We start from the raw sequence: 14796 nt of genomic DNA, 5'->3' as shown, positions 1-14796 counted from the left end.
TCCAACTATTAGTTGTCATCCATTTTCAGTACAGCCATGAATGCTTCTTGCGGTACTTCTACAGAACCAACAGACTTCATACGTTTTTTACCTTCTTTTTGCTTATCAAGAAGTTTACGCTTACGAGAAATGTCACCACCGTAACATTTCGCAAGTACGTTTTTACGCATCGCTTTAATTGTAGAACGCGCTACAACTTTGTTTCCGATCGTCGCTTGAATTGGCACTTCGAACTGCTGTCTTGGAATTAATTCTTTTAATTTTTCTACGATTACTTTACCACGGTCATATGCTGAATCACGGTGTACGATAAATGATAGAGCATCGACTTGCTCAGAATTTAAAAGAATATCCATTTTCACAAGTTTAGATGGCTTGTAACCAATTAACTCATAATCAAATGATGCATATCCTTTCGTATTTGATTTCAACTGATCGAAGAAGTCATATACGATTTCTGATAATGGGATTTCATATGTCAAAGTAACACGCGTTTCATCTAAATATTGCATATCAATAAACGTTCCGCGTTTACCTTGGCAGATTTCCATTACAGCTCCAACATAGTCATTCGGAACCATAATTGCTGCTTTAACAAATGGCTCTTCAACACGATCAATTGTCTGTGGATCCGGCATATTAGACGGGTTATCGACAATCATGTCTTCACCATTCGTTAAGAATACTTTATAAATAACACTTGGCGCTGTTGTAATTAAATCAATTTTAAATTCACGTTCAATACGCTCTTGAATGATTTCCATATGAAGAAGTCCTAAGAATCCACAACGGAAACCAAATCCTAGCGCTTGAGATGTTTCTGGCTCAAACTCAAGAGCAGAATCGTTTAATTCTAATTTCTCTAGCGCATCACGTAAGTCGTTGTAACGTGCAGAGTCAATCGGGTACAGACCACAGAATACCATTGGATTTAATTTACGGTAACCAGGTAATGGCTCAGCTGCTGGACGTTTCGCATGTGTAATCGTATCACCAACGCGTGTGTCACCAACATTTTTAATCGATGCCGCTAAGAAACCTACATCACCTACTGTTAACTCATCACGTTGCGTAGTTTTCGGTGTAAACACACCTACTTCTGTTACTTCAAATTCTTTTCCAGTTGCCATCATACGTACTTTATCGCCAACTTTTACCGTTCCATTTACAACACGGATATACGCAATTACACCGCGGTATGGATCATATAAAGAGTCAAAGATCATACATTGTAACGGTTCTTCTGAATCACCTGTTGGTGCTGGCACTTTTTCAACGATTTGTTCTAAAATCTCTTCAATACCAATCCCAGCTTTTGCCGAAGCAAGTACAGCTTCTGATGCATCTAACCCAATTACATCTTCCACCTCTTGGCGTACACGCTCTGGGTCTGCACTTGGTAAATCGATTTTATTAATAACCGGTAAAATTTCTAAATTGTTATCAAGCGCTAAGTATACGTTCGCTAACGTTTGCGCTTCAATACCTTGCGCTGCATCTACTACAAGAATTGCACCTTCACAAGCCGCTAAACTACGAGATACTTCGTACGTAAAGTCGACGTGTCCTGGTGTATCAATTAGGTGAAGAATATATTCTTCGCCGTCTTTTGCTTTATAGTTTAATTGTACTGCGTTTAATTTAATTGTAATACCACGCTCACGCTCTAAATCCATAGAGTCAAGCAACTGAGCTTTCATTTCACGTTGTGTTAACGCGTTTGTTTTCTCTAAAATACGGTCTGCTAACGTTGACTTTCCGTGGTCAATATGAGCAATGATAGAGAAATTACGAATTTTGGACTGTCTTTTTGCTCTTTCTTCTTTGTTCATCTATGTTCTCAACTCCTAATAGTCTCGCCAATATACACTAGCACTGATTATATCAATAGAGCAGCAAAGATTCAATGAAAACTCGTGCTGCTTACAATACAAATCATTCTATTTATATCTTATGCGAACAAACCATAAGAGACAAACCTTTTTCAAATTAAAGAACGGCTGTCTTACAAACCTGTAAAACAACCGTCCTCCGTTTGACTCTTAACTAAAAATCCCTTTTACTTTCCCAACAACTATATCTGTTCCAAACTTTGTTATTTCATAGGCAACGCTTGCTATCGCCATACCCATTCCTTCTACAATATTAAAACTTTTTAAGCTTTCTAATTGTTTTTGTTTTTCAGTAGCGGAAAACGAACCTTCCAAAGTTTCTGATTCAGTGGCCTCACCTTTTGTTCCTGTCATATGAGCGATTTGTTCATACGACATTTGCTGATAACCTTTCATACTTTTCAACCCATGATTTGCAAGTGCCACCCCTGCTATTACCATAAGTAAGCATATAGCCACACTACATATACATAAAAGCGAAAAGCGGCTTACATGATTATCGTCACTTCCCATCAATGTGTATATGCTCCTGTATTATCTTGGTCAATTTGATGATGCAGCGCTGCATTTAAACCACTTGCTATTACATTTGCCATATCCTCTATGAAAGCATCCACTTCTTTCGGAGTCACCATTAAATTATGACCAAGAGGAGATAACACTTCATAAATTAATTTTCTCTTCTCTTCATCTTCCAGTGTACCTACAGCACCTAAAAACATATTCCGGCTCTTTTCATCCGGCATATCCTCTTCTGTTAATTTTTTCTTTTCTCCAAATGTAAAACCAGCTGGCAACAAAGATCGGGAAGGTTTGTTTCCCTCTTTCATCTCTCGGCCAAAATGTTTCAAAATAAAATCAATTGTATCGCTTGTAATCGAAACGGCATCCACCACAGTCGGAACACCAATTGCGATAACAGGAATACCTAATGTTTCTTTACTGAGTTCCTTACGTTTATTCCCAACACCCGATCCAGGATGAATTCCTGTATCAGAAATTTGTATCGTACTATTTACCCTTTCAATAGAACGAGCAGCTAATGCATCAATTGCAATGACAAAGTCTGGCTTTGTCTTCTCAATGATTCCATAAATGACATCGCTCGTTTCAATTCCTGTAATCCCCATTACCCCGGGCCGAATTGCACTAACAGGCCTAAAGCCTTCTTCTACACTTTCAGGCTGCAATTGAAATAAATGTCTCGTTACCAATACATTTTCTACAACTATCGGTCCAAGCGCATCTGGTGTTACATTCCAATTCCCAAGACCAACAATTAAACAGCTCGCTTCTTTCGTAACGCCAACCTCTTCTAAGAAATACGAAAATTCTTTTGCAAAAATACGCTCTACTTTTTGTTGCAGCTCCGTATCTTGTTGACGTATACCTTGTACTTCAAGCGTTAAATAATTTCCAGGTTTTTTACCCATCGATTCCGAGGCAACTTCATCAATCGTTACTTTTGTAATGGTAATACCTTCTTCTTCCCTCTCTTTTACAACAACTCCTTGTATCCCTTGTTGCTCTTCTTGGCGCTCTTGCAGCATTTGATGTGCCTCTACAGCAAGGTCCGTTCTAACACTATATTTACTTAAATCTAGTGGTTCTTTCATCGTATCTCCTCCGTCATTCATAGTAAATATCGTTAGATTTCCCAAAGTTATATAAGGTCATTCTTTCCTTTACGTGAAATTTCATGGATATACTATTGCAATTCTCTTCACCGTTTGATAGAATATCACTTGTTCTATGTTAAGAATCGAGTCATTCGATTGCACCAGGGAGGTGAAAAGTATGGCAAACATCAAATCTGCTATCAAACGCGCTAAACTTAGCGAAGAGCGTCGTGCACATAACGCTTCTATCAAGTCTGACATGCGTTCTGCTGTTAAAACTGTAGAAGCTTTAGTTACTAATAACGATCTTGAAAATGCTAAAGAAGCTTTCAAAACTGCTTCTAAAAAACTTGACAAAGCAGCTCGTAAAGGTCTTATCCACCAAAACGCTGCAGCTCGTCAAAAATCTCGCTTAGCGAAACAAGTAAACGCGTAAGGCGTTTAAAAAACGATCCATTCGGATCGTTTTTTTATATACAAAAAAGTTCACGCTCTTAGCACGTGAACTTTTTTTGTTTCATCACATATGATTTAACCGCATTAAGAAAAACTCGAGCACAAGTTTTTTATCCATTTTTCCCGTTTTCATACTATAATCAGCTTCCGCTAATTCCATTATCACTTTTTTTAATGCTTCAAAAGAGAAAAACTTCGTTTGATTCATCGCTAATTTTACACGATATGGATGCACACCAATATGAGACGCGATTTGATTTTGGCCGTAACCACGCTGCTGTAACTCTTTCACTTGATGCAGTAAACGGAATTGACTTACTAATAACGCAAGCAATTTAATAGGTTCCTCCTGCTGCGTAAATAATCCATCCAAAATTTGCATCGCACCCGCGATATCTTTTTTCACCACTTTTTCTGTCAAAGCAAACACATTTTGTTCAACTGATTTTGGTACAAGCTCTGCAACGAGTTTTGGTGTAATCTCTCCGCCCATACCGACGTATAACGTTAACTTGTCCATTTCCTTCGCCAACATTGTTACATTACTTCCCACAAGCTCTAACAACAAACTAACAGCCGCATGATCAATATGCACATGTACTTCATCCGCCCGAGCAACAATCCACTTCTGAACATCCTGCACTTGCATTGCATTCGCTTCTACTACATCCGCTGTTTTCTTTAATAGTTTTGTAATTTTTTTTCGTTCATCCAGCTTTTCGTAAGGCGCAACAAAAACAAGAATAGAAAAGGGAGAAGGTTCCCCGATATATTCTTCTAAAATTTTTATATTTTGTTCCAATTTTTCTTTTTGTGAAGTTAAAAAGAGTGGTGATTTTATTAATAACACTTTACGTTCTCCGAAAAAAGGAAGTGTACGTGCATCTTCAACCACATCTTCTAAATACGCTTCTTCTAAATCATATGTAACAACATTAAACTCGCGATCTTCCTCTTCAAGCGCTTCTGTTGTAATAAGCTTTATCGTTTCATTTATAAAAAACGCTTCCGTTCCATACAGTAAATATAACGGAGCAAACTGCTTCTTTTTAATCTTTTTATGTATATCACTCATACTTTTTCCTACTCCCTAACTTGGCAATATATATTTATACTAATGCCCTAGCTTTTGTTTTACAAGTACAAAGGAACAGGCAATATAACCCGTCCCTTTATTTATATTAAACGCCACGCAATAAGCCCCGGGTTTCTTATTGGTGTGCGGTAATCACCTTCCCTTTATTATTCGCAATAAAAATTCGAGTATAAGTGCCAACTGTTAACATGCTTGGAAACAAAAATTCACATTACTTCATGATCTAAAAGTAGTAAAAACGCTCTATTTCTCCTCACACGGAAATTGTAGATTTTTTTCTGACAATATTTTATACTAAAGTGGAATGTTGGGGAGGGATTCTAAATGAATGATTTTGAACAAAACGTTCAAAGTAAACGCAATGACGCTATTGATTCAGGGGTAGGATTTATCGTCTCATTTGGTTTTTTCGCAACACTTTTCATCATTGCAACTGTTATTAAATTTATCGGTTCTTAAAGACTGCTGCTTACTGGCAGTCTTTTTTATCTATTATGTGTTTCATCATATGTGATTTTGCTGCGAAAGGTTCCGTTTTCCCCTTTAAAAACATAGGAGATAGCCCCTTGCTTATCCGTACGCCATATTTCAATCCCCCTCTTCTCAAAACGCTCTATAACGTCCTTATGAGGGTGCCCATACCTATTACGCTCACCGGCAGAAATAACGGCTATATTAGGCTGTACGACGCTCAGAAAAGTTGTTGTAGATGACGTATTACTCCCATGATGAGCAACCTTTAAAACATCCGCTCGCAACTCTGGATACGTAGCTACTAAAAACTTCTCACCTTCTTCTTCTAAATCACCTGTAAACAACCACGTTAGTCCTCCTAATTTTGCCAACATTACAATTGAAGCGTTATTTTCACTGCTCTTCTTCCCTGTTGGCGCTAATACGAAAAATTCCGCTCCATTTATGCTCCAACTTTCTCCTTCTCTCACTTCTCTTATTTTCACTTCCTTTTCTAAAGCCTGTTTCTTTACTATTTTTTCTAATTCCGCATCTTGTTCCTTTCGGCCAAATACAACTTCTTTTACGGTTATATTTGATAACAACTCTTGTGCAGCACCTATATGGTCCGCATCTCCATGCGTTATAATTAATTTATCGATCTTTTTAATACCTTCCTTTTGTAAATAAGGAATCAAAATATCATTTCCGACAGAAAATTCATGCTTTTTACGTTGCCATTCTTCCTTGTTTGGACGAATTGTTCCACCAGTATCAATAAGGTAAATCTCTTGATCATACGGGAGGCGAATTAATATTGCATCTCCCTGTCCAACATCGAGAAAGGTAACACTCCCACTTTCTCGAAAATACGGATATACATAATGGCATGTACTAATAAAAAGAAATACACCCGCAGATATAAACAGAATCCCCTTCGTCATTCGCCTTTCCCAAACCATCAATATACTAATAATACTCACGCAATATAGGGCTACAAGAAGTATAGGTGTTTGTCCGAAATTAAGACGGGTAAATGGTAAGTTTTCGCAATAACTTAAAAAATCATTAGAAAGATTCAAACCTATTGATAATACATTCCCAAGCCTTTTTGCCAGAAACGGAATGATCGGTATACATATCAAAATAACAATACTGCACGGCAATACAACGAGAGATAAAAACGGAACGTATAGGATATTTAAGAAAATACTATATGGAGAAAAATAACCGAAGTGATATAACAAAATCGGAGTACTAACGAGCTGTGAAATAAGAGAAATATAAATAGAATTTCGAATTACTCCATTACCACTCTCTAGTAAAAGCGGGGCAGATAAAAGTAAAGCAAAACTACCGACGAAAGAAAACTGAAAACCAATATTAAACACGAGATATGGATCAAATATAAGCATACATATAGCTGTTATACTTAAAGCATCTAAGCTAGATAAACGAATAGAACACATAAAAGCAATTAACATGAAAACTCCTGTTATAGAAGCTCTTATAACAGATGGTGACGCTCCTGCTAAAATCATATATAGAGGAATGCAGAAGATAAGACATACTGTCGCTACCTCCCTTGTCACACCACTTCTTAGCAAAATAAAATACACGATTACCATTAACAATACGATATGCGATCCTGAAATCGCCAACAAATGCACGAGACCGAATTGTTGATATTGCTCTTCAACTTCAAATGTCATTTGTTGTCTATCACCAAATACTAATGCATTCATAAAAGCACCTGATTGTTCTGGAAACATTTCTGTAACTTCTGAGATTGCTTGTTGCCTCAAAAGAAGAATCCACTGCACCAGTGACAACGATATTTTATGGCATTCAGAAATATATGTAGCGTCCAATATGAAATGAATATTTTGCTTATATAAATAATCACGATAATTAAAACCATGAAAATTCCGAGCTATTTGTGGTTCTTTCCTCTCACCTTCGAATACACATGATACTCCTGCATGTAATTGTCGCATTTGTTTCTTTTCCGAGGCTGATTTCATTTTGTAACTTAACTGCACTATATTTTTATTCTGATCTTCAACTTGAAATGAGAGGCGATCGCCGTTAATAAGAGGTGTAGTATGTATCACTCCTCTTGTAGCTTCATAGGACTCTCTCAGAGGCTTGTTTTGCCCTTGAACATACGCGGTGTACATAGCGCCACTAAAACACGCTATCATACAATAAAAGAAGGTTTTACGCGAAGTACGATATAAACAAAAGAAAACATATACAACGAGACAACAAGTTAGCAATACAACTGAAGAGGAGAAGGCAATTGCAATCCCTATTATAAATGAGATTGCAACATAGCCCCATTGTCCTTGCAACTCATACCCACTCCTTATAGCATCATTTTTGCTTTCGTGAATACATGCTGTAATTCTTCCATTGATAAGTTCTCTTTTTCTAAAGATGCAAATAGTTCTTTTAACTCCATATGACGTTTTTGATCCTCTAATGCTGCAATATCATATTCTAGCGGAACGTGTTTCACCGTTACATTCGCTTTTTCAAATAACTCTACGGCATACGGATGATTTTTATAATCCTGTGCATAATAAACTGCTGTAATACCACTTTGAATAATCGCCTTACAACATTGTAAACAAGGAAAATGCGTAACATAAATTTCCGCTTCCTCCGTTTTCACACCAAATTTTGCACATTGTAATAAAGCATTCATTTCTGCGTGAATTGTACGAACACAATGATTGTCAATAACGTAGCATCCATCATCTATACAATGTACGCCACCTTTAATTGAACCATTATATCCACCAGCAATAATTCGTTTATCACGAACAATTGTCGCTCCTACTGCAAGCCTTGTACATGTACTACGTAAAGATAACAAATGGCTTTGCGTCATAAAATATTGATCCCATGAAATTCGTTCCATATTCTTCACCTACTTTTTTGTCTACTTGTAGTGTAGCGAATGAAGAAAAACTTCGTCAATCTTTTACGGAATAATAATTTGATCTTTTATTTTCTCCAAAGACTTCACACCAATCCCATCAATCTCTAACAAATCTTCTATTTTTTGAAACGGACCATGTTCCTCTCGATATTTCAAAATACTTTCTGCTTTCCGAGAACCAATACCTGTAATTTTTTCAAGTTGTTCTTTAGAAGCTGCATTTATTTGAACTTTTCCCTCTCCCTTTGAAACAGCAGCTACTTCTTGCACTTGTTCGTTTTTATTCGGTACGTAAAGAATCATTTGGTCTTGTACCATTTGTGCTAAATTTACCTTCATCCTATCTGCCTCAGGCAAAAAACCACCTGCTTTTTCAATAGCATCCTTGACCCGGTCCCCTTCTTTCATTTCATACACCCCCTCTTTAACAACAGCCCCTTTCATATCAATTACAATTATTTTTTTCTGCTGCTTTGTATCCGATATTTTCGGTTTACTTTTCTTCTCTATATCTTTCGCTTGAACATCCGTTGCAATAACTGATCGCTCTGTATGCTCATTCGTTTTCCAGAAAATAAGAAAAAGCACAATTCCAATAATAGCAACTAATCCTAACCATTTCTTTGGAAAATCCCACATCATTTTTCACCTCTAATCATAAATTTATAACATCATTCATATTGTTTAGGAGAAAGCTGTTACGAAGGAGGGATGAAACATTGAACATAGGAATTATAGGGACAGGAAACATGGGGAATATACTAATCGATGCATTTTTAGAAACCCGTGCTGTCAAACCTTCGTGCCTTACGATCATTAATCGGACGCCCGCCAAAGCATATCATATAAAGGAAAAACACCCTTCTGTTCATATAGCCAAAACTATTGATGAGGTAATCGAACGATCGCATCTTATTTTTATTTGTGTAAAGCCGATAGATATATACCCAATCTTACAAAAATACGCCGAACATTTTTCTGATGAAAAGTGCTTAGTTTCTATCACAAGTCCAATATCTCCATCACAATTAGAGACACTTGTACCTTGCCATGTTGCTCGTATTATTCCGAGCATTACAAACCGCGCCCTATCCGGCGCATCACTATTTACATTTGGAAGTAACTGCTCTGAAGAATGGCAACAAAAACTATTTCGCTTATTCAAAAACATTTCTACTCCCCTTGTAATAGAAGAAGATATAACGCGCGTTTCATCTGATATAGCAAGCTGCGGCCCTGCATTCTTTAGTTATTTATTACAATGTTTCATTAATGCTGCTGTAGATAAAACAAATATTACACATGAAGAAGCCACTACTTTAGTAAGTGAAATGGTCGTTGGAATGGGGAAACTACTCGAAAAAGGAATTTTCACATTGCCTACTTTACAAGAAAAAGTATGTGTGAAAGGCGGCGTTACAGGAGAAGGTATTCGGGTTTTAGAAGAACATGTTGGAGATATGTTTCATAAATTAATCGAGCGGACACACGAGAAATTTGATGAAGATTTAAAATGCGTTGATCAGCAATTCAATAAACACACATAATAAATACGTCATCGTCATTCCAAATCCTTTTTATAAATACTTAATTTTTCACATTACATTTTACTTAAACTAGCATTTTCACAATTCACGTATGTCATTTTCTTATTATCCTAGAACTAAAATTACAGCTTCTTCACAAAACAAAAGCAACCTTCTCGGTTGCTTTTGTTTTATCCGTTTTTCTTCGCCATGAAGAAAATACGCTCTGTTTGTTCTGTAACTTCAAGTCGCTCAAAGTCACCAGTTACACGAAGCACTGTAAAACCAGCTTCTTCAAGCCATTTCGTTAACTCTTCAACCGGATATGCACGTTGTACGTGACATTCGTCAAAACGATGGTACACATCTTCTTCTGGGTCTTGAACAAAGAATGTTAAATCATGTTCTACACTGTTTGAATCTTCACCAGGGAAGCAATTCCAAATAAGAGATATTTCTTCTCCATTCACTGTGTATGTTTCATTTTGAAATACATGATGTATTTTATATAAAGAATGTACATCAAATAAAAACAAACCATCTTGACGTAAATGATGAAACACTCTTCGGAATGTTTCTTGCACTCCATCTTCTTGCAATACATAGTTTAATGAATCACAAAAGATCGTTACACAGTCAAACTCACCTGGAACATCAAGCTCCCGCATATCTTGTTGGTAAAAAGGAATAAAATATCCTGCCTCGCCTAGTTTTTGCTGTGCGACTGCTAACATTTCTTCCGAAAGATCGACACCGATTACATCGTAACCCTTTTGTACAAGCGGAAGCGTTACATTACCAGTACCGCATGCTACATCAAGAATCTTCGCCTCTTTCATATCCGCTTGCTGCAAGCTTTCCTCTGTGAATTCCACCCATTTATCATAAGGGACATCATTCATTAGTTCATCGTACAGCAACGCAAATTGTTCGTAGTTCATTGGCCTAACTCTTCTGTAATATCTTCACGTGGCACATCGCCCCATAGACGCTCTAAATTATAGTGATTACGCTCATCTTTATGGAATACATGAGCAACTACATCTCCAAGGTCAACTAATACCCAGCGAGCTTCGTCAAAACCTTCCATACGTTGTACGTCGATTTGGAACTCGTGTGCTTTCGCTTTAATTTCACGTGCAATTGCTTGCACTTGCTTATCTGAGTTACCGTGACAAATAATGAAATAATCTGCAATTGGTGAAATACCTTGCATATTTAGGACAACCATATCTTCTGCTCTCTTATCATCAGCTGCTTTTGCTGCTAATACTAATAAATCTTTATCTTTCATTTACTCATTTCCTCCTTGATAACTGCATTGTATGTTTGGAATGTTAATGGATAAATCGTTTGATCTTTTTCCATTAAAAATTGAATTGTTCTCTTTAGCGCAAATAATAAAGCTTGATCTATATCCGTATATGCGAGTTTACGAGCTTCCTCCACCCCTGGAAACTTTCGCCCAGGCTCAATGTAATCAGCTACATAAATTACTTTATCTAACATCGTCATTTTCTCATGACCACTTGTATGATATGTAATAGCTTGCAGGATTTCAGGATCTGTAATACCTACTTCTTTTTCTACTAAGTATGCCCCAACAGGTGCATGCCATAACTCTTTGTTATAACAAAGTAAATCTTTCGGCAAACCTTCACTTTTAATGATCTCTTCCATCTCTGAAATCGCTCTACACTTCGCATAATCATGGAATATAGCTGCAACTTCAGCCTTTTTTTCATCCACACCGTATAATTTAGCAAGTTCAATTGCCGTCTCCATTACACCAATTGTGTGTATATAACGTTTTTCATGCATTTGTTGTTTCACAATATGAAGTGCTTCCTCACGATTCATACAACCCATTCCTCTCGATATATACCTGTACTTTTTCAGGAAGTAAATATTTGCATGTTTTCTTCTCTTTATATCTCTCACGTAATAAAGATGAAGAAACTGCAAACTCCGGAATTTCCACAGTGGTGATAGGATAAGGTGTATGCAATGTATAACCCGGTCTTGCAACCCCAACAAACGTTACAAGATCAAGTAACGCTTCAATGTTATACCACTTCGGTAAATACTCAACCATATCTCCACCAATAATAAAGTGAAACTGCACATCCGGATGCTTCTTCGTTAATTGTAGCATAGTGTCATACGTATAAGATGGGCCCTTCCTGCTTAGCTCTTCTAAACAAATAGAAAAATGTTCCTCTTCCTCAGTCGCAAGTTCTAACATTTGTAAGCGACTTTCTACACTTGTAATATTCCGCCCTTGTTTATGCGGCGGAATTTGGTTCGGTAAGAACCATACTTCTTCTAAATTCAAAGCATGATATACTTCATTTGCAATGAGCAAATGTCCATAATGTGGCGGATCAAATGTACCGCCAATGATGCCAATTTTTCTCAAAAGAAACGCCCCTTCCTTTTACATACAGCAACTCTCTTCATTTCCATCCGAAGAGAGTTTACTGTTAATAAAAGTTCAATTGGTTTCGATCTCTACACCATTACTAGTGATAAAAATAACATATGTTATTTTTATCGAGGAAGTTTAATTTGCTTGTTTTCTCTTGATTCTTTGTATAAAACAATTGTACTTCCAATTACTTGAACGATTTCCGCACGTGCACCTTTTGCAAGTTCTTCTGCAACTTCACGGCGATCGAATTCACAGTTTTGTAGCACACTTACTTTAAATAACTCACGAGCTTCTAAAGTATCTGCAATTTGTTTAATCATATTTTCATTTACTCCGCCTTTTCCTACTTGAAAAATTGGTGTTAAATGATGTGCTTGTGCACGTAAAAATCTTTTTTGTTTTCCTGTTAACATATATGTTAGCCTCCAAGCTTTCTTATAACTAATTGTTTCATTCGTTCAATATTCGGTACGCAACCTGTCCACATTTCAAATGCAAGCGCTCCTTGATAAACAAACATATCAATACCATTTTGAATGATTGCACCTTGCTCTTTCGCCTCACATAAAATTTTCGTTTCAAATGGATTATAAATTATATCTGATACAATCGTTCCCTTTTTCAACGAAGAAATTTGTAACGGCGTATGTTCGACACGTGGATGCATACCTATCGTTGTCGTCTGAATGATAATATCATAATTCTCTTGTTCTTCTGTTGCTTCCTCTAACGATAAAGCAACAGAATGAACAGTAGCCGTACATGCAGTAATAAGTTCTTTCGCCTTATCTACTGTACGATTCGCTACATCAATCTCTTTTACACCTACATCAGCAAGTGAAAAATAAATAGCTCGACTAGCACCACCTGCGCCAAGCAATAAAATACGTTTCTCTTGAAGTGGTTCACTACTAATTGACTGTAGCGCTTTGACAAAACCAATTCCATCTGTATTGTAGCCAATCAATTTCCCATCCTTATGAACCACCGTATTTACTGCACCAATTTGTTTTGCTAGCGGGTCAATCTCATCCAAATAATCCATAATCGCAACTTTGTGCGGAGTTGTTACATTAAATCCTGAAATACCTAACGCTTTTAAACCTCTTACTGCTTCCCCTAGCACTTCCTCTTTAACAAGAAAGGCATGATAATGGGCATCCATATTCAAGTGTTCAAATGCATCGTTATGCATAACGGGTGATAATGAATGTCCAATTGGATTTCCGATTACACCATATAATTGTTTCATAAATCCCTCTCCATATTAAATTAAAGATTTACGCAATGAAACACTTACTCCTTTTGGTACGTGTGCAACAATTTTTGCTCCCGGTTCGTTCACAGTAACCCATCCTAATCCAGAGAATACAACATCCGTTTTTGGTTCACGAATATTAAACTCGTATTTCACTAGCTCTGGCATATTTTCTAATTCTTCTGGTGTTGGCGGGCTTAGTAAATCCCCTGCATGATTTTTATACAATTCATCTGCTTTCTCAAGCTTTGTACGATGGATTGTTAAACGATTTGAGAAGTGACAAGTAAATGCGCGACGACCGCCACTTACGTAATCAAAACGTGCCAATCCGCTAAAGAACAATGTTTGTTCTTCATTTAATTGGAATACCATTGGCTTAATTTCTTTTGTTGGTGTAATAAGCTTTAAGCTTTGTTTTCCAACATAATGAGCCATTTGATGGTGGTTAATAATACCTGGCGTATCATATAAAGAAGATTCTTCGTCTAACGGGATATCAATTAAATCAAGCGTTGTTCCTGGGAAATGAGATGTTGTAATTACATTTTCAGTCTCATCACTAAATTCTTTAATCATACGATTAATGAATGTTGATTTCCCTACATTTGTACATCCAACAACGTAAACATCTTTTCCGCCGCGGTAATACTCAATCGCATCTGCCAGCTCAGCAATCCCTTGTCCTTTCGCTGCACTAATTAAAAAGACATCTTCTGGCTTTAATCCTAGCTGCTTTGCACTATAGCGCATCCAATGCTTTACTTTATCATGTTTTACTGACTTAGGAATTAAATCCGCTTTATTCCCAACAAGTAATACTTTATTATTTCCCACGAAACGATGTAAGCCAGGTAACCAGCTACCATTAAAATCGAAAATATCTACAATTTTAACTACTAACGCATCCGATTTTCCAATACCGTTTAGAATACGTAGGAAATCATCATCTGTTAATGAGACATCTTGAATTTCGTTATAATGTTTCAATCGAAAACAGCGTTGACAAATTACTTGTTCTTTTTCTAAAGATGAGGCAGGAGCATATCCTACTTCATTTTTATCTTCTGTTTGAATTTCTACACCGCAACCAATACATTTAATTGTTTCAGTCAAAC

At 36.8% G+C, this 14796-nt stretch carries 17 protein-coding genes; 3 read left to right on the top strand and 14 right to left on the bottom strand.

Features of this window, described 5'->3' with window-relative positions:
* Positions 1-8: 8 nt before the first annotated feature.
* From lepA to gpr, 3 genes are all read right to left on the bottom strand, one after another.
* Positions 9-1832 carry an elongation factor 4 gene (gene lepA / locus QCI47_RS05945; protein WP_001030957.1) on the bottom strand — a complete coding sequence of 608 codons (1824 nt, stop codon included), beginning with the start codon at positions 1830-1832 and terminating at the stop codon, positions 9-11.
* A gap of 210 nt (positions 1833-2042) precedes the next feature.
* Entirely contained in the window at positions 2043-2405 is a 363-nt protein-coding gene (locus QCI47_RS05940) for a YqxA family protein (protein WP_000534316.1), read from the bottom strand.
* Positions 2405-3508 (bottom strand): GPR endopeptidase, encoded by a 1104-nt coding sequence (gene gpr / locus QCI47_RS05935; protein ID WP_000662638.1) that lies wholly within the window; start codon positions 3506-3508, stop codon positions 2405-2407. Before gpr ends, QCI47_RS05940 begins: the two co-directional genes overlap by 1 nt.
* Positions 3509-3689: 181 nt before the next feature.
* Between gpr and rpsT the strand changes: the two genes are divergently transcribed.
* A complete protein-coding gene (gene rpsT / locus QCI47_RS05930; protein ID WP_001274011.1) occupies positions 3690-3947 on the top strand; it encodes a 30S ribosomal protein S20 in 258 nt (85 codons plus the stop codon).
* 84 nt (positions 3948-4031) lie between these two features.
* On the opposite strand, the gene holA is transcribed toward rpsT, so the two are convergent.
* Entirely contained in the window at positions 4032-5042 is a 1011-nt protein-coding gene (gene holA / locus QCI47_RS05925; RefSeq protein WP_001279919.1) for a DNA polymerase III subunit delta, read from the bottom strand.
* A 345-nt stretch (positions 5043-5387) separates the two neighbouring features.
* Here holA and QCI47_RS05920 point away from each other — a divergent pair, with 345 nt between their 5' ends.
* On the top strand, positions 5388-5522 hold the full coding sequence (locus QCI47_RS05920) for a YqzM family protein (protein WP_000997609.1): 135 nt from the start codon (positions 5388-5390) through the stop codon (positions 5520-5522).
* Between the two features lie 26 nt (positions 5523-5548).
* Here the strand turns inward: QCI47_RS05920 and QCI47_RS05915 are convergent, their stop codons facing one another.
* The 3 genes from QCI47_RS05915 to comEA all read right to left on the bottom strand — a co-directional run bounded on the left by QCI47_RS05915 (position 5549) and on the right by comEA (position 9105).
* Positions 5549-7870 carry a DNA internalization-related competence protein ComEC/Rec2 gene (locus QCI47_RS05915; RefSeq protein WP_061185414.1) on the bottom strand — a complete coding sequence of 774 codons (2322 nt, stop codon included), beginning with the start codon at positions 7868-7870 and terminating at the stop codon, positions 5549-5551.
* 14 nt (positions 7871-7884) lie between these two features.
* Entirely contained in the window at positions 7885-8442 is a 558-nt protein-coding gene (locus tag QCI47_RS05910) for a ComE operon protein 2 (protein WP_000439783.1), read from the bottom strand.
* A 63-nt stretch (positions 8443-8505) separates the two neighbouring features.
* Positions 8506-9105: a competence protein ComEA gene (gene comEA / locus QCI47_RS05905; protein WP_074543043.1), complete on the bottom strand. Its 600-nt coding sequence runs from the start codon at positions 9103-9105 to the stop codon at positions 8506-8508.
* Positions 9106-9182: 77 nt separating this feature from the next.
* Here comEA and comER point away from each other — a divergent pair, with 77 nt between their 5' ends.
* Entirely contained in the window at positions 9183-10010 is an 828-nt protein-coding gene (gene comER, locus QCI47_RS05900) for a late competence protein ComER (protein ID WP_001020541.1), read from the top strand.
* Positions 10011-10180: 170 nt separating this feature from the next.
* Here the strand turns inward: comER and QCI47_RS05895 are convergent, their stop codons facing one another.
* The 7 genes from QCI47_RS05895 to yqeH form a co-directional block, all read right to left on the bottom strand.
* Positions 10181-10930, bottom strand: a complete 750-nt coding sequence (locus QCI47_RS05895; protein ID WP_001105568.1) for a class I SAM-dependent DNA methyltransferase — start codon at positions 10928-10930, stop codon at positions 10181-10183.
* Complete coding sequence (rsfS, locus tag QCI47_RS05890) at positions 10927-11283, bottom strand: ribosome silencing factor (RefSeq protein WP_000653200.1); 357 nt, start codon at positions 11281-11283, stop codon at positions 10927-10929. The genes QCI47_RS05895 and rsfS overlap by 4 nt, the downstream gene beginning before the upstream one ends.
* A complete protein-coding gene (gene yqeK / locus QCI47_RS05885) occupies positions 11280-11849 on the bottom strand; it encodes a bis(5'-nucleosyl)-tetraphosphatase (symmetrical) YqeK (protein ID WP_001078246.1) in 570 nt (189 codons plus the stop codon). The genes rsfS and yqeK overlap by 4 nt, the downstream gene beginning before the upstream one ends.
* Entirely contained in the window at positions 11839-12408 is a 570-nt protein-coding gene (nadD, locus tag QCI47_RS05880; RefSeq protein ID WP_001226058.1) for a nicotinate-nucleotide adenylyltransferase, read from the bottom strand. The genes yqeK and nadD overlap by 11 nt, the downstream gene beginning before the upstream one ends.
* A gap of 131 nt (positions 12409-12539) precedes the next feature.
* Positions 12540-12833: a ribosome assembly RNA-binding protein YhbY gene (gene yhbY / locus QCI47_RS05875; protein ID WP_000955224.1), complete on the bottom strand. Its 294-nt coding sequence runs from the start codon at positions 12831-12833 to the stop codon at positions 12540-12542.
* A 5-nt stretch (positions 12834-12838) separates the two neighbouring features.
* Positions 12839-13672 carry a shikimate dehydrogenase gene (gene aroE / locus QCI47_RS05870; protein ID WP_061132137.1) on the bottom strand — a complete coding sequence of 278 codons (834 nt, stop codon included), beginning with the start codon at positions 13670-13672 and terminating at the stop codon, positions 12839-12841.
* A gap of 15 nt (positions 13673-13687) precedes the next feature.
* The gene (gene yqeH, locus QCI47_RS05865) at positions 13688-14794 is read right to left on the bottom strand and encodes a ribosome biogenesis GTPase YqeH (RefSeq protein ID WP_000140795.1); all 1107 of its coding nucleotides are present in this window, start codon (positions 14792-14794) and stop codon (positions 13688-13690) included.
* Positions 14795-14796: the final 2 nt, after the last annotated feature.

This window comes from Bacillus cereus group sp. RP29 (assembly GCF_040459765.1).
Lineage (GTDB): Bacteria > Bacillota > Bacilli > Bacillales > Bacillaceae_G > Bacillus_A > Bacillus_A paranthracis.
This window is presented reverse-complemented; position numbering and strand designations above follow the sequence as displayed.